Annotated in this window: 21 protein-coding genes; 15 read left to right on the forward strand and 6 right to left on the reverse strand. The window is 64.8% G+C overall.

Annotation, left to right across the window (positions count from 1 at the left end):
• Positions 1-76 precede the first annotated feature (76 nt).
• Together ACMV_RS07580 and ACMV_RS07585 are read left to right on the forward strand one after the other, a co-directional pair.
• A complete protein-coding gene (locus ACMV_RS07580) occupies positions 77-898 on the forward strand; it encodes a 23S rRNA (adenine(2030)-N(6))-methyltransferase RlmJ (protein WP_007421858.1) in 822 nt (273 codons plus the stop codon).
• Positions 895-1,860, forward strand: a complete 966-nt coding sequence (locus ACMV_RS07585) for an NAD(P)H-dependent glycerol-3-phosphate dehydrogenase (protein ID WP_013640037.1) — start codon at positions 895-897, stop codon at positions 1,858-1,860. The genes ACMV_RS07580 and ACMV_RS07585 overlap by 4 nt, the downstream gene beginning before the upstream one ends.
• A 7-nt stretch (positions 1,861-1,867) precedes the next feature.
• Here ACMV_RS07585 and ACMV_RS07590 read toward each other — a convergent pair whose 3' ends face one another.
• The gene (locus ACMV_RS07590) at positions 1,868-2,575 is read right to left on the reverse strand and encodes a haloacid dehalogenase type II (protein ID WP_007421857.1); all 708 of its coding nucleotides are present in this window, start codon (positions 2,573-2,575) and stop codon (positions 1,868-1,870) included.
• Positions 2,576-2,580: 5 nt separating this feature from the next.
• Positions 2,581-2,820, reverse strand: a complete 240-nt coding sequence (locus ACMV_RS07595) for a twin transmembrane helix small protein (protein ID WP_231295398.1) — start codon at positions 2,818-2,820, stop codon at positions 2,581-2,583.
• On the opposite strand from ACMV_RS07595, the gene ACMV_RS07600 reads away from it, so the two are divergent.
• Positions 2,819-5,209: a mechanosensitive ion channel domain-containing protein gene (locus tag ACMV_RS07600; protein WP_013640038.1), complete on the forward strand. Its 2,391-nt coding sequence runs from the start codon at positions 2,819-2,821 to the stop codon at positions 5,207-5,209. The two genes, ACMV_RS07595 and ACMV_RS07600, sit on opposite strands and share 2 nt — an antisense overlap.
• A 52-nt stretch (positions 5,210-5,261) precedes the next feature.
• On the forward strand, positions 5,262-5,987 hold the full coding sequence (locus ACMV_RS07605; protein WP_013640039.1) for a 2OG-Fe dioxygenase family protein: 726 nt from the start codon (positions 5,262-5,264) through the stop codon (positions 5,985-5,987).
• Positions 5,988-5,995: 8 nt separating this feature from the next.
• On the opposite strand, the gene ACMV_RS07610 is transcribed toward ACMV_RS07605, so the two are convergent.
• Positions 5,996-7,003 carry a cysteine synthase A gene (locus ACMV_RS07610; protein WP_013640040.1) on the reverse strand — a complete coding sequence of 336 codons (1,008 nt, stop codon included), beginning with the start codon at positions 7,001-7,003 and terminating at the stop codon, positions 5,996-5,998.
• Between the two features lie 93 nt (positions 7,004-7,096).
• Between ACMV_RS07610 and ACMV_RS07615 the strand changes: the two genes are divergently transcribed.
• The 4 genes from ACMV_RS07615 to radC all read left to right on the forward strand — a co-directional run bounded on the left by ACMV_RS07615 (position 7,097) and on the right by radC (position 10,459).
• On the forward strand, positions 7,097-7,507 hold the full coding sequence (locus tag ACMV_RS07615) for a rhodanese-like domain-containing protein (protein ID WP_011942282.1): 411 nt from the start codon (positions 7,097-7,099) through the stop codon (positions 7,505-7,507).
• An 81-nt stretch (positions 7,508-7,588) separates the two neighbouring features.
• Positions 7,589-8,818, forward strand: coding sequence for an MFS transporter (locus tag ACMV_RS07620; protein ID WP_013640041.1), 1,230 nt, complete (start codon positions 7,589-7,591; stop codon positions 8,816-8,818).
• 43 nt (positions 8,819-8,861) lie between these two features.
• Positions 8,862-9,647, forward strand: coding sequence for a type I methionyl aminopeptidase (gene map, locus ACMV_RS07625; protein ID WP_041664703.1), 786 nt, complete (start codon positions 8,862-8,864; stop codon positions 9,645-9,647).
• A 44-nt stretch (positions 9,648-9,691) separates the two neighbouring features.
• Positions 9,692-10,459: a RadC family protein gene (gene radC / locus ACMV_RS07630; RefSeq protein WP_013640043.1), complete on the forward strand. Its 768-nt coding sequence runs from the start codon at positions 9,692-9,694 to the stop codon at positions 10,457-10,459.
• Here radC and ACMV_RS07635 read toward each other — a convergent pair.
• Positions 10,454-11,218, reverse strand: coding sequence for a methyltransferase domain-containing protein (locus tag ACMV_RS07635; RefSeq protein ID WP_373856280.1), 765 nt, complete (start codon positions 11,216-11,218; stop codon positions 10,454-10,456). The genes radC and ACMV_RS07635 overlap by 6 nt on opposite strands.
• A gap of 54 nt (positions 11,219-11,272) precedes the next feature.
• On the opposite strand from ACMV_RS07635, the gene ACMV_RS07640 reads away from it, so the two are divergent.
• The 5 genes from ACMV_RS07640 to ACMV_RS07660 all read left to right on the forward strand — a co-directional run bounded on the left by ACMV_RS07640 (position 11,273) and on the right by ACMV_RS07660 (position 13,946).
• Positions 11,273-11,998 carry a ComF family protein gene (locus tag ACMV_RS07640; RefSeq protein WP_013640045.1) on the forward strand — a complete coding sequence of 242 codons (726 nt, stop codon included), beginning with the start codon at positions 11,273-11,275 and terminating at the stop codon, positions 11,996-11,998.
• A gap of 62 nt (positions 11,999-12,060) precedes the next feature.
• On the forward strand, positions 12,061-12,318 hold the full coding sequence (grxC, locus tag ACMV_RS07645; RefSeq protein ID WP_011942287.1) for a glutaredoxin 3: 258 nt from the start codon (positions 12,061-12,063) through the stop codon (positions 12,316-12,318).
• Positions 12,315-12,770, forward strand: coding sequence for a DUF1178 family protein (locus ACMV_RS07650; RefSeq protein WP_007421846.1), 456 nt, complete (start codon positions 12,315-12,317; stop codon positions 12,768-12,770). Before grxC ends, ACMV_RS07650 begins: the two co-directional genes overlap by 4 nt.
• A 16-nt stretch (positions 12,771-12,786) precedes the next feature.
• Positions 12,787-13,329, forward strand: a complete 543-nt coding sequence (locus ACMV_RS07655) for a gamma carbonic anhydrase family protein (protein ID WP_013640047.1) — start codon at positions 12,787-12,789, stop codon at positions 13,327-13,329.
• A 29-nt stretch (positions 13,330-13,358) separates the two neighbouring features.
• Positions 13,359-13,946: a hypothetical protein gene (locus ACMV_RS07660; protein WP_013640048.1), complete on the forward strand. Its 588-nt coding sequence runs from the start codon at positions 13,359-13,361 to the stop codon at positions 13,944-13,946.
• 59 nt (positions 13,947-14,005) lie between these two features.
• Here ACMV_RS07660 and ACMV_RS07665 read toward each other — a convergent pair whose 3' ends face one another.
• Positions 14,006-15,415: a helix-turn-helix domain-containing protein gene (locus tag ACMV_RS07665; RefSeq protein WP_007421843.1), complete on the reverse strand. Its 1,410-nt coding sequence runs from the start codon at positions 15,413-15,415 to the stop codon at positions 14,006-14,008.
• A 191-nt stretch (positions 15,416-15,606) separates the two neighbouring features.
• Here ACMV_RS07665 and aceA point away from each other — a divergent pair, with 191 nt between their 5' ends.
• Entirely contained in the window at positions 15,607-16,992 is a 1,386-nt protein-coding gene (gene aceA, locus ACMV_RS07670; RefSeq protein WP_011942291.1) for an isocitrate lyase, read from the forward strand.
• Between the two features lie 85 nt (positions 16,993-17,077).
• Here aceA and ACMV_RS07675 read toward each other — a convergent pair whose 3' ends face one another.
• The gene (locus ACMV_RS07675; protein WP_013640049.1) at positions 17,078-18,154 is read right to left on the reverse strand and encodes an A/G-specific adenine glycosylase; all 1,077 of its coding nucleotides are present in this window, start codon (positions 18,152-18,154) and stop codon (positions 17,078-17,080) included.
• Between ACMV_RS07675 and ACMV_RS07680 the strand changes: the two genes are divergently transcribed.
• A complete protein-coding gene (locus ACMV_RS07680; protein WP_013640050.1) occupies positions 18,145-18,597 on the forward strand; it encodes a DUF721 domain-containing protein in 453 nt (150 codons plus the stop codon). The two genes, ACMV_RS07675 and ACMV_RS07680, sit on opposite strands and share 10 nt — an antisense overlap.
• Position 18,598: the final 1 nt, after the last annotated feature.

Consider the following 18,598-nt stretch of genomic DNA (forward strand, 5'->3'; position numbering starts at 1 on the left):
GATAGGCCGGAAAAGCCGCCCGTCAAATGCCGGGCTCTGGCGCGTCCCGCCGCAGGCGATTATCTGCCGATCCAAGATGAATTATCGCCACGCCTACCACGCCGGCAATGCCGTCGATTGCATGAAGCACGCGCTGCTGGTTGTGCTGCTGCGCGCGTTGACACGCAAGGAGAAGCCGCTGTTCGTGCTCGATACCCATGCGGGAATCGGCATCTACGATCTCGCCGGCCCGGAAGCGGGCCGCACCCGCGAATGGGAAGGCGGTATCGGCAAGCTCCGCACGGTCGCACCCACCGCTCTTGCAGATTATCTCGGGCTGATCCCGCCTGGCCTTGCCTATCCTGGATCGCCGGCCATCGCGCGCGCGCTGCTTCGGCCTGGCGACCGCCTTGCGCTCTGCGAACTTCACCCCGAAGATGCGGCGGTGCTGAAGCGCCGGTTCCGCGGCGATCCGATGGTGCAGGTTCATGCCCGCGACGGCTACGAGGCCGTGACCGCGTTGTTGCCGCCGCCCGAGCGCCGCGCCCTTGTGCTGATCGACCCACCGTTCGAACGGCCCGACGAGTTCGCCGCGTTGGCGACATCGCTGGATGCCGGGCGGCGGAAATTCCCCTCGGGGATTTTTGCCGCCTGGTATCCTGTGAAGCACCGGACGCCGGTTCGCGATTTCGCTGCCGATATGACGGCCAGAGGCATTCCCGACATTATCGTCTGCGAGATGCTGCTCCGCCCGGCACTCGACCCGGCGCGGCTGAACGGATGCGGCCTGCTGGTGATCAATCCGCCTTATGGTTTCGAAGCCGCGGCGGCCCCGGTGCTGGAAGCACTTCGTGCGGTGCTGGGCGAGGCGGATGCCAGCGTTGCAATCACGCGGCTGGCCCGGGAGAATGGGGTATGACGGCACATCCCGAATTCGCCGTGATCGGCGCCGGGGCCTGGGGCACCGCGCTCGCCTCTCTTTATGCGGCGCAGGGGCGGCGGGTCGCGCTTATCGCCCGCGATTCTACAAAAGCCGCGGCACTGGCAACCACGCGCTCGACGCCGCGTCTGCCCGGGCTTCGCCTGCCTGACTCCCTCGCCGTGACGGCGCGTCCGCCCGAAGCGCCGGTCACGCTGCTCGCCGTACCGTTCCAGCATCTGCGCGAGACCCTCGGTCGCCTGCCGCAAGGCAATGGTACGCTTGTGCTCTGTGCCAAGGGAGTGGAACGCGAAAGCGGCGCATTGGGACCGGAAATCGCGGCGGAAATGGAGCCGCGGCGGCCATGCGCGGTGCTCACCGGTCCCAATTTCGCCCACGAGATCGCCATCGGCCTGCCGGCCGCCGCCGTTCTGGCCATGACCGATGACGGGGCACGGCGCGACCTCGTGCAACACCTCGCAACACCGCGCCTGCGCGTTTACGGCAGCGCGGATCCAATCGGTGCCGCACTGGGCGGGGCGGCGAAAAACGTGATCGCCATTGCCGCCGGTGCGGTGATCGGCGCCGGCCTCGGCGAGAACGCGCGCGCGGCGCTGATCACCCGCGGCCTTGCCGAAATCGCGCGCCTGACCGAAGCGCTGGGCGGGGCGGCGGAGACGATCTCCGGCCTTGCCGGGCTCGGCGATCTCATCCTGACCGCGACCGGCAGCGCGAGCCGGAACTATCGCGCCGGCCTTGCCTTTGGCCAGGGCAAGAGACCCGACACGGAAGCTGGCGTGATCGAGGGTATCGCCACAGCGCCGGCGCTTCTTGCCCGCGCCCGGGCAACTGGTTGTGAAATGCCGGTCACAGAGGCGGTAACCGATCTGCTCGCCGGCCGCATCACGCTCGAGGCCAGCATGAACCGGCTGCTACGCCGGGCCCTGCGCGACGAGCGCTAATCGAGACTCAGACGCCGAATTCGGCGGCCAGTGCCTCGACCGAATCGACGACCACATCCCACGGTCCGGAAGGATTGGCGCGGTCTCCGGTCGCGGCGCCGAATTCGAGCGGACGGCTGATGAAGGCAGTGCGCAGGCCGAAACTCGCAGCGGCGGCAAGATCGTCGTTATGCGCCGCAGCGAGCATGACCTCGTGCGGGGCAAGACCGAGATAGTCGCAGGCGCCGAGATAGACCTCGGCATCCGGCTTGTAGTGCCGAAAAATATCCGAACCGAACGTGACGTCCCACGGGAAGCCATTGCGCCGTGCGAGCGAAACCTGCAACGCAAGATGCCCGTTCGAGAGCGGGCCGATGATGACCGCCTGCCGAAGCCGCGCGAGGCCTGAAACCACGTCCGGCCAAGGTGCCAGGCGGTGCCACAGCTTCACCAGGTGATCGCAATCGGCATCGCTGAGCGGCCCGAACCCGTGCCGGCGAGCCAGTTCGACGACCGCATCGCGATGCAGGTCATCCAGAAGAGTCCAGGGTATCAGGCCGCGCCGCACCCGGTCCATCGAGGGCCGATAGGTCCGGCGCCAGGCATCGGCAACCTCGGCCCAGTCGGCGGAACGGCTGCGGGACGAGCCAAACGCCGTCAGACCGGCGATCACGCTGCCACGCCAGTCCACCAGCGTGCCGAACACGTCAAACAGAACGGCGCGGGGCTGCGTCATACCGGTCAGGCGGTCACGAGCAGGATGACCACAAGCGCCACCGCGACCGCCTGAAGGCCGACACGCCAGCGCATCAACCGGTTCTGCCGTCGCGGATCGGCGCCCTGCGTCATGCCAACGGCGCCGGCCAGAAGAACGGCCACCACCGCAACCATGTCGACGCCGAGGAGGATCAGAAGAATATCACGCATACCTTGCCATATAATGACTGACTCCGGCCGTCGATAGGGGGTGGCGGTTGACATGAAACGCGATGCCCCTTTCAGAGGAGAGATGTTCCGCGCCCTGTCGCTCGCCCTGCCGATCCTGGCATTGCTCTTGGGAACCATCCCGGCCGCGAGCGCGGCTGCGCCCGCCTCCAAGGCCACCGCAGCCGCGGCATCGCCCGCCGTAAAGGCCGCTCCGCCCCTCACCGCCACACAGATCGACACTGCGATCGCGACGCTGCGCGACGCGAAGCAGCGCGCCACCCTTATCGCCACGCTCGAAGCCATGAAAGGAGGGGCGACAGCGGCCACGACGCAACAAGGCGCGCCAGGTATTGGCCTCGGCATCGCGCAGACGATCGAGGAATGGGCGGAACAGACGCTTCAGGGGATCGGGCGAGCCCTCAGCGACGCGACCGACATTTCCCTGATCTGGCATTGGATTGAGTTCGTCGCGACGGATGCGTGGCTGCGGCACACGGTATTGCAGGCGACCTGGCGGCTGGCCGTCGTACTGGCGGCGGCTCTCTGCGCCGAATGGGTGGTCCGCAGGGCATTGCGTCGACCTCGTACGAGCCTGTTGCGAAACGCGGCGCGACGGCGAGCCGCAGATGGACCGGGGCAAGAGGCCGACGGGGCCGAGGGAATTGCGGCGGCCGAGGCAGGAGAGACCGAGCGCTCACGCCGCCGCCAGCCGCTGCGACGCTGGTTGCGCCGCGTCCCGTGGGCCCTGGGCCATTTCGCCCTCGAACTCGTGCCGGTCATTGCCTTCGCACTGGCAGGTGTCGCTTTGGTATCGGGCGGCATCGCGGATGACAGGGTCTCACGTCTTGTGATCGGCGCCGCGCTGGAAGCCTATGTCGTTTCGCGGTTTGCGATGGAATGCGCCCGTCTCCTGCTCAACCCAAGGGCGCCGGAAATTCGGCTGGCAGGCCTTGGCGATGACCGGGCACGCTGGCTCACCGCCTGGCTGCGAGCCATTGTTGGCACAGTAGCCTTCGGATACGCGGCAATTGCGACGGGCGGCCTGTTCGGCCTCTATCCGGCAGCCAGCCGCGTGCTGGTCAAGATCGTTTCGCTGGCGGTGCATCTGATGCTTGCGGTCATGATCCTGCAGGCGCGGAGGCCGGTGGCGGCCTTCATCCGGGGGGAGACGCCGTCGGCCGGCTTCACGGGCGCGCTCAGGATCGGACTCGCGCATACCTGGCACATTCTCGCTCTCTTTTACGTGATCGCCCTATGGGTCGCATGGGCGATCGGGGTACCGCACGCCTTCTTCATCATGCTGCGGATCGTCGTGGTCCTCGGCCTCGTCGCCATTATCGGACGCGGAGTCGCGGCCAGCCTGGCGTCGGGGCTCGATTCGCTGTTCGACGAGCGAGGCACGCTACGTTCTCGGCATCCCGACCTCCACGCGCGGATGCGGACCTATCTCCCGGTCCTGAAACTCTCGACAGGCTGCGTGATCGCCGCGCTCGGCCTTCTGGTCACGCTGCAGCTTTGGGGAGTCAGCGTGTTTGCCTGGTTCGCCGGAACCACGCTCGGGCGCCAGATCGCCTCGGCAGTCGTGACCATTGCGGCAGCCATCCTCATCGCCCTCATCGTCTGGGAGGCAGCAAACGCCGCGTTGGAAGCTCACGCCGAGCGTCTGATACGTCAGGGGCGTCCCGGCCGCGCCGCCCGCTATCGCACCCTTCTCCCGATGCTCCGATCGGTCCTCATGGGAGCCATTCTGGTTGTGGTCGCGCTGGTGGTGCTCGGCGCCGTGGGCGTCAACATCACGCTTCTGCTCGGCGGGCTGTCGATCTTCGGGCTCGCCGTCGGCTTCGGCTCGCAAAAGCTGGTGCAGGACATCATCACCGGACTTTTCCTGCTCCTGGAAGATGCCGTGCAGGTCGGAGACTGGGTGACCCTCGCCGGAATTTCCGGCAGCGTCGAGAAACTCTCGATCCGCACCATCCGGCTGCGCGCCGGTGACGGTTCGCTGAACGTGATCCCGTTCAGCGCGGTGAGCACGGTATCAAATTTCTCACGGGAGTTTTCATTTGCGCCGATCACGGTCGGCGTTGCCTACAAGGAGGATATCGACCGCGTCTTCGCCGTGATCCGGGATGAGTTCACGAAAATGCGCGCGGACCCGGAATGGGCGCCGAATATTCTCGGCGATATCGAACTTTGGGGCCTCGACCAGTTCGGTGCCTCCTCGCTCGATATCGTGGGCCGCATGCGCACCCCGGCCGGACAGCAGCATGCGGTACGCCGCGAATTCAACCGCCGCCTCAAAATCCGGTTCGACACCGAGGGCATCGAGATACCCTTCCCCTATCAGCGGCTGACCATCGATCCGGAAGAATTCCGCGCCGCGTTTGGCTCCGGCACTTCAGGTGAGGCACGCCCGCCGCACGAGACCACGCCGGAGAATGGCTGAGTTTCACACGGCGCACGGTTTCCCCGGACGGAGAAAGTGTTATTTCTGACGCATGGACCCCATCGCTGCCCGCAACGAGCTTGGCCTTAAACTCGCCGGAGACGGATTTGCCTTCCTTTCCGGTGAAGCGTTCGACTGCATGCTACCCGCCGAAGCGGTCGCCTCCGCGGCGTGGGACGGCTTCGCGGCGAGCTGGGACAATATGCCGCTTGATGAATACATGGCCGATGGAGGGCGTTATCGGCGTCGGCGCTTCGGCGTGTTCAGCGCGATATCCAACCAGACGATACGTCGCGCGCCGCATCAGGCTCACTATCAGACGCGTGATTACAACGCTCTGAACGGTGGCGTGGAGCGCTGGTTCGAACCGATCGGTGACGATGTCGCGGCAGGCCTCACCTTCCAGGCCCTGCTCGGCTTTACGCGCTCGCTTTTCGAGGAACGGATCGGCAGCGTTGCCTGGCATATCGAGGCCCATCAGTTCCGGATCGAAGCGCCGTCGGATGGCGCCGGCCTGCCAACGCCGGAAGGCATGCATCGTGATGGAGTCGATTTTGTCTTCGTGCTGATGGTGCGGCGAGAGAACATCAAGCAAGGCACGACGACGATCCACGATCTTGCCGGAAACGATCTCGGCAGCTTCACGCTGACCCGCCCTCGCGATTCGGCACTTGTGGATGACCGGCGCGTGTTTCATGGCGTGACGCCGGTAGTCCCGATCGACCCCGCGCGCCCCGCCTTCCGGGATGTTCTGGTCCTGACCTACCGTCGCGTCTGATTCCCCCCTTACCCGAGCCAGGGCGGCACCGGCAGCCCCTTGCCGCGCAGGAATTCCGGGTTGAACAGCTTCGACTGGTAACGCGACGCGCCATCGCAAAGGATCGTCACGATCGTGTGGCCCGGCCCCATTTCGCGTGCGACGCGAATGGCCGCTGCGACATTGATTCCCGCGGAACCACCGACCGAGAGGCCCTCGTGGATCATCAGGTCGTAGACCTGCCCGAGCATTTCGGTATCGGGAATGCGCACCGCATCATCAATTGGCGCGCCTTCCAGATTGGCCGTAACCCGTCCCTGGCCGATTCCCTCGGAAATCGATGATCCGGAGGACGTTATCTCACCGGTCTTGATCCACGAATGCAAGGCGCTGCCTTCGGGGTCGGCAAGCACGATGCGGGTGGCCGGATTGCGCTCCTTCAACGCCAAGGCGACGCCGGCGAGCGTGCCGCCGGTTCCGCAAGCGCAGGTGAAGGCATCGATCCTGCCGCCCGTCTGCGCGCATATCTCCGGCCCGGTCGTGCGGCGATGCCCCTCCCGGTTGGCAAGGTTGTCGAACTGGTTCGCCCAGTAGCCGCCGCATTCCTCGGCAATACGACGGGAAACGTGAACGTAGTTGCCGGGATCGCGATAGGGTTTTGCCGGCACGAGGCGCAGATCGGCGCCGATCATGCGGAGAAAATCCTTCTTTTCCTGGCTCTGCGTCTCGGGCATCACAATAATGCTGCGATAGCCGCGCGCATTGGCCACCAGCGTGAGGCCAATCCCGGTGTTGCCCGCCGTTCCCTCGACGATGGTGCCTGACCGGCCCGGCGTGAGCAGGCCCCGCGCCTCGGCATCCTCGATAATCGCGAGCGCCGCACGATCCTTCACAGAGCCGCCCGGATTCATGAATTCGGCCTTGCCAAGGATTTCACAGCCAGTCGCCTCGGATGCACGACGCAGGCGGATCAAGGGTGTATGGCCGATCGCACCGATGAATCCGCCGGCGATCGAGGTCGCTGATTGCACTGTCACGCTGTTCTTTCTCCCGTGTAACCGTCTTGCATCAGAACCTGGCGTCGGACAACAATGCTTCGATGCCAGGAAGGCGATGAACCGGAGGATGATATGGTTGACGATGTGGCTCCGAAACAGGTGTGGGAGGCGCTGATGAGCAACCCCGAGGCCATGCTCTGCGATGTGCGGACCAGCGCCGAGTGGACCTTTGTCGGGCTACCCGACCTCTCCCAGGCCGGAAAGCAGGTCATCCCGATCGAGTTGCAGGTCTTCCCCAGCATGCAGCACAATCCGCATTTTCTCGACGAGATGAAGCGCGCGGGCCTAAACGCGGATCACCACGTCTATTTCATCTGCCGTAGCGGCGGCCGCAGCATGGCTGCGGCACGGATCGCGCAGGAGCATGGCTTTCCCCATGTCTACAACGTGAGGGACGGATTCGAAGGCCCGCACGACCAGCGCGGCCATCGCGGCCATGTGGCTGGCTGGAAGCATGATGGTCTGCCCTGGGTGCAGAAATAGGCGTTGGTCCACCGGCGCGCGGAAGCAGCCCTGCGCACGCGTGTCTGGAAAACCTCACCTCCCTGCCCTCATTGAGGGTGGATGAACGATCCGACACCGACAACCGCGACCTCGTTCCATATAAAGCGCGGCTCCGCGGAATTCCGCCGCACGACACTTGCAATGTTCGCTGCCGGCTTCGCGACTTTTGCGCTGATGTATTGCGTGCAGCCGCTGCTGCCGGTGTTTGCGAGCGATTTCCGCGTGCGCCCGGTGTCGGCAAGCCTCGCTCTGTCGCTCACCACTTTCACCCTCGCCGGTTCCCTGCTCGTGGCCAGCGCGGTCTCGGAAGCATGGGGCCGCAAGAACATGATGGCGGGCTCGGTCATCGGCGCCGCCTTCCTGACCATTGCTTCGGCGGCGATTCCGCATTGGGGCGCCTTTCTCGCGGTCCGCGCATTGATCGGCCTTGTGCTTTCGGGCCTGCCCGCGGTGGCCATGGCCTATCTCGCGGAGGAAATTGATCCCAAATCGATGAGTCTCGCCATGGGCCTCTATGTCGGCGGCAGCGGCTTCGGCGGCATGAGCGGTCGACTGATTACGGGAGTGCTGGCCGATCTTGCCGGGTGGCGGATCGCGATTGCGGGCATTGGCGCGATCGGCCTCGCCTCCGGAATCATCTTCACCTCCAGCCTGCCGGCATCGCGCAACTTCACCCGCCGGACACTTTCAATCAGGCATCTCGCGCGAAGCTATGCCGCTCACCTCGCCGATCCGGCATTGCGACTGCTCTATGCCGAGGGCTTCCTGATCATGGGCGGCTTCGTGACCATCTATAACTACATCACGTTCCGCCTGCTCGCCCCGCCATTCAGCCTGTCGCAGGCTGCGGTCGGCATGATTTTCGCGGTCTATCTCGTGGGCGTCGGCAGTTCGGCCTGGAGCGGCCACCTCACCGGCAGGATCGGAAGGGCGCGGATGCTGCCGATCGCGATCGCTTTGGAACTTGCCGGCGCCCTTCTGACCCTTTCGGGGACTCTATGGCTTGTCATCGCAGGTATCGCGCTGGTCACGCTCGGCTTCTTCGCGAGCCACACGACGGCAAGCGCCTGGGTCGGGGCCGCCGCGCGCGGCGCGCGGGCACAGGCTGCGGCACTTTACCTGTTTCTCTATTATCTCGGGTCGAGCCTTGTGGGCTCGCTCGGCGGATTCGCCTGGAGTTCGTGGGGCTGGAGCGGCGTGGTGACGATGATCGCGCTACTGTTGCTGGCCGGGCTTGCATTGGCAGTGCGACTGGCCATCTTGCCATCCCGGCGCGCGGAGGTCATGTAGCGAAGATGAATCATGAAGCGGTCAAACTGGCGGAGTGCGGCTGATGGACGGCGGCGCCGAACAGCGGCAGATTACGATCCATAAGCCGGAAGACTTCGTGCCGATGCGAGCTGCGGGCGCACTGGCGGCCGAGGTGCTCGACATGGTCGGCGCGCATGTCCGCCCAGGCATCTCGACCGGAGAGATCGACCGGATCTGCCACGACTATATCGTCGCCCGCGGCGCAATTCCGGCGCCGCTCAACTATCGTGGGTTCCCGAAATCGACCTGCATCTCGATCAACCACGTTGTCTGCCATGGCATTCCAGGCGATCGCGTGCTGATGGATGGCGACATTCTGAACATTGACATCACGGTAATTCTCGATGGCTGGCACGGCGATTCCAGCCGGATGTACATAGCGGGCACAGCGTCGACGAAAGCTCGCCGACTGATCGATGTTACCTATCAGTCGCTGCTGGAAGGAATTCACGCCGCCAGGCCGGGTGCGCATTTCGGTGATATCGGCCACGCCATCCAAACCTATGTCGAGGCGCAGCGTTTCTCCGTCGTGCGGGATTTCTGCGGCCATGGCATCGGCCGCCGCTTCCACGAAGCGCCCAACGTGCTGCATTTCGGCCGCAAGGGAGATGGGCCCGAACTACGCCCTGGCATGTTCTTCACCATCGAACCGATGGTGAACGCGGGAAGGCCGGAGGTGAAGGTGCTCGACGACGGCTGGACAGCGGTGACGCGGGATCGCAGCCTGTCGGCCCAATTCGAGCACATGGTCGGAATTACGGAGTCCGGTTGCGAGGTTTTTACCCTGGCAGCCGGCGAAGTGATCTGATCGGCGCACTTTGCAAGCGCAGCCAGCTATGACAAGCTCCGGCTGTGACGAGCGGCCGGAACGCACTCCAAGATAGTAATATTCAGGCGGATCTTCTTCTGGAAGGTCAATCGCCGGACGATGAGCCGCACGGTTCCGATGTCCATGGCGCAACCGGGCATCGCGCGCGCTTGCGTGCACGCCTGCTCAAGGCTGGGCCTGAAGCGCTTGCCGACCATGAAATCCTCGAGATGGTGTTGTTTCTTGCCGTTCCCCGGCGCGACACCAAGCCGATCGCACGCGCGCTCGTCCGGCGCTTCGGCTCCTATGCGGGCGCCATTGCGGCGCCAATCGGCGAGTTGCGGGGCGTCGAAGGGCTGGGCGAGGCCGGCGCCGCCGCTTTGAAGATCGTTCAGGCGGCTGCACTCCGGCTCGCGAAGGCGGAAATCGCTTATCGTCCCGTGCTGAGCCACTGGGACAGGCTCATAGAATACCTCACGGCGGTGCTGGCCCGTGAACGGGTCGAGCAGGCGCGGGCGCTGTTTCTCGACCAGCGCAATCGGCTGATCGCCGACGAGGTCCAGTCCGTGGGAACCGTGAACCACACCCCGCTATATCCGCGCGAGTTGATCAGGCGCGCTCTCGAACACCATGCAACCGCGATCATCCTGGTCCATAACCATCCCAGCGGTGACCCGACCCCGTCGCCGGAAGACGTGGCGATGACGCGCGAGATCAAGCAGGCTGCATCAACACTTTCGATCGTCCTGCACGATCACGTGATCGTCGGTAATGGCAAGTGGGTCAGCCTCAAGCGGCTGGGTCTGCTATGATCCCCAGCCACTGAGAACGGCGATGGGAAGGTTGATACGCAGGCGCCCCGCAGATCCGGCAATCGTGGCGAGCGCCATTGGAAACAGAGCCCGCGGGGGAATCCGGCGCGACCTGGCCGAAAGCGCGTTGGTCTCTCCCGCATCGCGAAGATCGCGCAGCAGGGCGAACGGCTCCGCGTATTCGAGGTCAACCTCCTCCCGTTCGGCGATCGGCAGCGCAAATCCCGCGCGCTGCATCAGGCCGGCGCAGTCCGCAAGCGTGGGGAATGGCGAGACACGCGGCGCCGCTCCTCCGGTCAGGACCTCTTCCGCTTCGATGAGGGCGGAACGCAGTTCCGACAAGGTTCCGAGAAGCGGCAGGCTACCGATGAAGAGCCCTTCTGGCGTCAGCGCCTGGCGCAACTGGATGAGGGCCCCGGGCAAGTCGTTCACCCAGTGCAGCGACATATGGGCGACGATGAGATCGAACCGCGCGGGACCGAACGGCAGAAATTCGGGGTCTCCTGCAACGCTGGCCGTTCCGTGCGCGAGAGCGGGCGATATATCGCAGGTGACGACCTCGATACCGCGGGCGTTCAACAGCGGTGCAACCGCACCCCGCCCGCCGATGTCGAGCGCGAGACGGAATCGCCGTCCGGTATCGTCAAGCCGGTCGAGCACGCGAAACGCGAGCTCGTCGAGCACTGGCCGAACCTTGGCCAGCCGTGGTGCTGCCCGGGTCCGATGGGCGGCGACTGCCCTGCGATCGAAGATCTCCATCTGGCTCATCGGCGTGCTTGTGCCGCGTCTGCCGGCTGGCGAAAAGCCCCTGTCATGCTGAAGTCGCTGGCCCGTGCTGCGCTTGATCTCCTGCTCCCGCCCCAGTGCCTGGCCTGCAGCGAGGAGGTGCCGGCCGACGGGCTGCTCTGCGTCTCGTGTTTCGTCGAGACCAGTTTCATCACTGACCCGGTTTGCGGCCAATGCGGCCTTCCGCTTGCCGAGCCTGCCCCGCTCTGCACGAGTTGTGACTGGGCGCCCCCCACATTCCGCAGCGCCCGCGCCGCACTGCAATACAATGCCGCCGCCAAGCGGCTGATCCTGCCTTTCAAGTATGCCGATCGGCCGGAACTCGCTATCGGCCTCGCACGGCTGCTGCTCCGCCCTGGCAAGGAGTTACTGGCGCGCGCGGATCTCCTGGTGCCCGTGCCGCTACACCGCTCGCGCCTTGCTCATCGCGGGTATAACCAGGCCGGGCTGCTCGCCCGTGCGCTGGGGCGCATTTCCGGCAAGAACGTCATGATCGATGCCCTCGTCCGCCTGAGGGCAACCCGGCCTCTTTCAGAACTGGACCAGACAGGGCGAGAATTGGCCCTTAAAGGGGCAATCGGCATCCGCGAGGGCCGCGAAGCGCATATTGCAGGGCGCACAATCCTGCTCGTCGACGATGTCCTGACAACCGGCGCCACGGCATCCGCCTGCGCTGATGCGCTCTACGCCGCAGGGGCCGCTGCTGTTGATGTTTTGGCCATTGCACGTGTCGCGGAGGCCGAAGACATTTAACAATTACGCAACAGTCTTGCGATAAATTTCGGCTCGCGTATGTGAAGGGCTGGAGAGATCATATGCCGACAGTCGAAATTTACACCCAGGCTTTCTGCCCGTACTGCAGCCGCGCCGTTCGCCTCATGCGCGAGAAGGGCGTGCCGTTCACAGAAATTGATGCGCCCCGAGGCTCCGCAGCCCGCCGCGAGGCCATTGAAAGATCTGGTGGCAGCACGACCGTACCGCAGATCTTCATCGACGGCCAATCGATCGGCGGCTGCGACGAGTTGCTCGAACTCGAACGGACCGGCCGGCTTGATCCACTCCTTGCAGCATGATCCATTATCAACTCCGCTGCGCCTGCACTCATGAATTCGATGGCTGGTTTGCCAATAGTGCAAGCTTCGAACGCCAGGTGAAGCGCCGCCTTCTCAATTGCCCGCGCTGCGGTGGCACGGACGTGGCACGCGCTTTGATGGCTCCTCGAATCGGCAAGGGCAATCCGGAAGAGCCGCGCCAACAACCTCCGGCCAGGAAGCCGAGAACCGCCGCGGTCGCCGGACGCATGCCCGACGAATTGCGGGCATTGCTGGCGGGGCTGCGGCGCGAGGTCGAGACGCATTGCGACTATGTCGGCCAAGAATTCGCGGCCGAAGCGCGGCGCATCCATAACGGCGATGCCCCCTCGCGCGGCATTTACGGCGAAGCCACCGAGGCCGAATCGGAAGCGCTTGCCGAAGAAGGAATCGAGTTCGCTCAAATTCCCTGGGTGCCACCGGCCGACGGCTGACACGGAGGATCGCGGGATGCACCACACCTCACCTGCCCTGTTCGAACTGGACGGCGTCCGCCCGGAAATCGATCCGGATGCGTGGGTCGCACCCGGCGCGGTATTGATTGGCGCCGTTCAGGTCGCGGCGGGAGCCAATGTCTGGTTCAATTGCACGTTACGTGCTGATAATAACGTGATCCAGATCGGTCCACGAACCAACGTCCAGGACGGCACGGTTATCCACGTGAACGCCGGCGAACGGTTCGCGGCACGCATTGGCGCCGATGTCACCATCGGTCACGCCGCAATTATTCATGCATGCACGCTGGAGAATCGCGCGTTCGTCGCCATGGGTGCCGTCGTGCTCGACGGAGCGGTCATCGAGGAAGGGGGAATGCTGGCTGCGCATTCCCTGCTGACGCCAGGCAAGCGCATCGGCCGCAACGAACTCTGGATGGGATCACCTGCCCGGCTGGTCAGGGTGATGACGAATGAGGAACGTGCCCAATATGATCTGACGGCACCGCATTACGTCGAACTTGCGGCGCGCTTCCGCAACGGGCTCAAGCCGGTCTGATCTTATCGGCACGGCATTGGAGACATGCCATGCACCAGGCGATCCGCTCCAGTCTATTCATCGGTCTGGTCAGTCTTGGCCTTTCCGGCTGCGCACTCGAAACGCCTCCTCCATCCACCGGCTATCTCCCGGCAAATGCCTTCGACGGTCGGGTCATTGGCGAAGATCCGGCGATCGCGGCAACCAACGAAGCGCGCTGGTCATTCACCCACCCCAAAGCCATGCAGGGACGACCGGCCGAAATGGCGCTTGCCGTCGCCTCGCTCGACGCCATGGCCGGACAATTTGCCACCGGCGGCCGCTGGGTCTCAATGAATAGTCTTGCCAAGCTCCAGATGCTGCGGGCGCGTCGCGCGGTGCGGGCGATACTCGGCATCAGGCCGGGCACACTATCGCAGACCGTCATCAATTCAATGGTGACGATCAGCCTCGCCTTGCGTCATGGCAATCGGCCAGCAGCCCTTGCCGCCGCGAAAGGCGCGGAATTTACCCTCCCTCCGCCGCGCACCCTTTCAATCCTTGCACATTTCCCGCCTGTCCCGATTGCTGCAGAGGCAACCACTTTCGCAAGCCGGTATCTCTTCCCGGGCGGCGGCGGTCCTTTTTTTCTCCGCTGAGCGTTTGGTCACGGATGGTGCCGGCAGCGGCACGGGCAAAACGGAAACCGGTCCGGTCGCTATTGGCTACCGCCTCCACTTGCTGGCTTGAACCGGTAGGGGCTGGCACTGGTCGTCGAAACATCAAGCGCGAGGCGATGGGCCAGCGGCGGGAAGGCGCGGGAGCGGCAATCGGGCCGGTCGCAAAGCCTGCAGGACAGGCCAATCCCTACCGCCGCGCGGTCCAGATCGAGCCCGTCAGCATAAACGACCTCGCCGGCACGGCCGATGTCGCACCCCATCGCCACAACGCGCGTGGCCGGCGGTTCGCCCCAATGCGCGGGCGAGGCAATGATCGTGCGCGCGAAACATAGATATGTTGCGCCCTCCGGCAGTTGCGCCACCTGCACCCGGACTGTCCCGGGAGTCGCAAACGCCGAGTGCACGATCCAGCGCGGGCAGTTGCCGCCAAAACGTGCGAACGGAAACCCTGCGGCGGAAAATCGCTTCGAGACATTCCCCGCAGGGTCAACGCGCAGAAAAAAGAACGGCACGCCGCGCGCCCCCTGGCGCTGGAGCGTGGAGAGGCGGTGGCAGGCCTGCTCGAATGAGACACCGAAGCGCATCGCCAAATGTTCAACATCGTGCCGCAATTCCTGGGCTGCAGCCAAGAACGGCACATAGGGCATCAGGACGGCGCCGGCGAAATAATTAATCAGTCCGATCCGCAGCAACTCCCCCGCATCGCGTGTGGTGAGGGTCGCCCGTCGGACCACCTGTTCGATCAGATCACGGGCCTCGAACAGGCCAAGCTGGAAGGCCATCTGAAATCCGCGGCTCTCCCGCGGGAGGGTCTCGGACAGGACAAGATGCCGCCGCGCGGGATCGAACACGCGCAGTGCCCCCGGCAGGGGCGCCACGGAAACGACAAGCCCATGCTTGTGGCGCAGCCGCTCCGCCAAGGCGTGATTCATCCCCAGCGTCGCTGCCGGCAGTTCCGCCCCGAGCGCCTCTGCGGCCTCCTCAAGCTCGGGAAAGTGGTTGGCATGCTCATGAAAGACATCCCGCACTTCCTCGTTCGGCAACAGGATCTTGCGGCCGGACGGGAGCGTGATCCCGCCGGTCTCCTCCCTGACCGCCTGGAACGCGCGATACAGACCAAGCATCGCCTGGGCTGCCGCGGGGGCGGATGCGGCGATCATCTGCGCTTCGGAATCGGGCACCGACTCCGTCCCGATCAGCGGGTCGGCGAACGCTTCCCGCAACGCCTGTTCCACCTGCCGCTCGTCGGAGCCGGAAAGCGCAGCAAGATCCACCTTAAGCGTCTCGGTCAGCTTGATCAGCAGCGCAGCCGTCACGCCCCGCTGATCATGCTCGATCAGATTGAGATACGAGGTCGAGATGCCCAGCCGGCTCGCCAGTTTCTGCTGCGTCAGGCCGTGTTCCTGACGCAGGCGGCGAACGATACGACCGATTAACGGCTTGGACATGCGAGCAGCCTCGTCGAGCAGGTGGATTTTTCAGATTTTACATATTGTAAAATTTTACGGTCAATTCAGCGACGCATTTCATCATTTAATGCCATTTTTGGCAATGACATTCGCGGTTGCAGCGTAAATAATTCACTCATCAGCGCGACTTGAGCGTCTGTGAATTCGCCGCCACGGCAAAGGAGAGTGTCATGTCAAATTTCCCCAACCCGGCCCATTCCCCGGAAGGCATTCCGGGTGGGCTCTCCGTCGCCCCCGGCCGATTTGCCGGAATCAAGCGCGATTATACGCCGGCCGATGTCGAGAAGCTCGCGGGATCGTTCAGGGTACGCCACACGCTCGCCGAGATGGGCGCCAACCGCCTCTGGCATCTGCTGAAGACCGAACCCTATGTGAACACGCTCGGCGCGCTCACCGGCAATCAGGCCATGCAGCAGGTAAAGGCAGGGCTGAAGGCAATCTATCTCTCCGGCTGGCAGGTCGCCGCCGACGCGAACCTGTCGGGAGAAATGTATCCCGACCAGTCGCTCTATCCGGTGAACTCGGTGCCGATGGTGGTCCGCCGCATCAACAGCGCGCTACGTCGCGCCGACCAGATCGCCCGCATGGAAGGCGATTCGTCGCAATACTGGATGGCGCCGATCATTGCGGATGCAGAGGCCGGGTTCGGCGGTGCATTGAACGCCTATGAATTGATGAAGGCCATGATCGAGGCCGGGGCGGCTGGCGTTCACTTCGAGGACCAGCTCGCCTCCGAGAAGAAGTGCGGCCATCTGGGCGGCAAGGTGCTGGTGCCCATCGCCCAGCATATCCGCACCTTGAACGCGGCCCGTCTGGCCGCCGACGTCGAGGGCGTCCCCACCGTGCTGCTCTGCCGCACCGACAGCCACGCGGCCCAGCTTCTGACCGCTGATATCGACGAGCGCGACCGCCCGTTCCTGACCGGCGAACGCACGCCGGAGGGCTTCTACCGGATCAAGCCGGGAATCGGCGTGGAATACGCGATCGCCCGCTCACTCGCCTACGCGCCATATGCCGACCTGCTCTGGTGGGAAACCTCCGAACCCAATCTCGAGGAGGCCCGGCAGTTCGCCGAAGCCATCCATAAGCAGTTCCCCGGCAAGATGCTGGCCTACAACTGCTCGCCGAGCTTCAACTGGCGCAAGAAGCTTTCGCCGGAAAAGATCGAGAGCTTCCAGCGCGAGATCGGCGCCATGGGCTACAAGTTCCAGTTCGTCACCCTGGCCGGCTTCCATTCACTGAACTACTCGATGTTCCAGCTCGCCAAGGGCTACGCCGCCCGCGGCATGAGCGCCTATTCGGAGCTACAGCAGGCGGAGTTTGCCGCCGAGAAGGACGGCTACACGGCGACGCGCCATCAGCGGGAGGTCGGCACCTCCTACTTCGACGCCGTTGCCGTCGCGATCTCCGCAGGCCAGGCCTCGACCACGGCAATGGCCGGCAGCACCGAAACCGAACAGTTCCGTGACGAAACGCCGGCTATCGACCATGGCCACGATCACGACGACGGGCTGGTGCACCATCACAGCTGGGCCGTCAGCGCACCGGATCGCTGATCCCTTCGAGTTCCCCCGCGGTGCCGGCATCGGGCCGGCACCCGTCCTGTCAACTCGCCCCGGACTTCATGTCCGGGGCAGCTTTTTATTTCGGCGACCGCTCATCGAGAACAGCAAGCCCGGCCTCCAGCGCCTTGCGCATCACGGTCGGCAGAGGCGTATCGGGCGGCGCGGCGACGATCCCGCCGGGTAGCGCCGCGACGCGGCCCACCTTCACGGTGAGGCGCAACTCGAAATGGGTGAAAACGTGAACGATCGTGCCGGCATCAAGCCAATGCGCAGCGCATGGCGGCACCGGGGGCGGAGCTGTCGCCTCCCAATCCGTGCCCGGCACCTCCAGCATCCCTCCGAGCAATCCGCGTGGTGGCCGCCGGCGCAGGCCAATCATGCCGGATCGATCCTGCATCACGAACACGGTGCCGCGCCGCACGGGCCGCGCCGCGCGCTTCGCCTTGCGCGGCAGGTCGGCGGACAGCCCCCGGGCATGTGCCGCGCATCCGTCGCGCCACGGGCAGACCATACACGACGGACTGCGCGGCGTGCAGACGGTGGCTCCGAGATCGAACAATGCCTGCGCAAAGTCACCTGGTCTGGATTGCGCTGCCGCCTGCGCGCCAAGGCGGGCAGCGGCGACCGCAATCGCGTCCTTCGCCGCGGGCAACGCCTCCTCGATCGCGAACATCCTGGCGGTAACCCGCTCGACATTGCCGTCCACCGGAACCACCGGAATATCGAAGGCGATCGCGCCGATCGCCGCAGCCGTATAAGGGCCGATGCCGGGCAGCGCACGTAGCCCGTCGAGCGTGACGGGAAACCCACCCGCCTCGGCGACGGCCCTCGCGCAGCGGATCAGGTTGCGTGCCCGCGCGTAATAGCCAAGCCCCGCCCACAGGCCCAGAATCTCATCATCAGCTGCGACCGCGAGGTCGCTGATCGTGGGGAAACGCTCGATGAAGCGATGGAAATAAGGTATGACAGTCGCCACGACTGTCTGCTGCAGCATGATTTCGCTCAGCCAGACATGATAGGGATCGGGCAGGGAACCCGGGCCGGCGCGCCAAGGCAGGATGCGCCGGTGGACATGATACCAGCGGAGCAGATTTTCGGCGGATGGCAGGGACGGACTCACGAAAAACGCCGGCGAGACCCAGGATGCCGGCACCGGAAGCGCCGCGGCACAACGCGCCGCGCGGCATCGCAGCCCTGCTTGCCCCCGTGCTGCGGCCGGCCCTTCGGCGGCGAGGCTCGGTGCTCGGCACGCTGATCGCCGACTGGGGCGATATTGCCGGACCGGAAATTTCGTCTTGCAGCCACCCCGTCAAATTCGCCGCAGGTACGCTGACGATCGGCTGCGCGGGGCCAGACGCGCTGGCGCTTCAGCATCTCGCCCCGACCCTGATCGGGAAGATCAATCTTGCCCTCGGCGGCGCGCCCGTCCAACGGCTGCGCTTCACCGACATGATCATCCCCGCGACAACTCGACCGCTTCGACCACGACACAAGGCCAGCGCGCCACCGGCCGGACTGCCCGATGGACCGCTGGGAGACGCCCTGGCGCGGCTGCATCACGGCGTCACGAGGCAACGGTTCAACCGGCCGGAGTAAG

This window comes from Acidiphilium multivorum AIU301, assembly GCF_000202835.1.
In the GTDB taxonomy this organism is placed as follows: Bacteria; Pseudomonadota; Alphaproteobacteria; order Acetobacterales; family Acetobacteraceae; genus Acidiphilium; species Acidiphilium multivorum.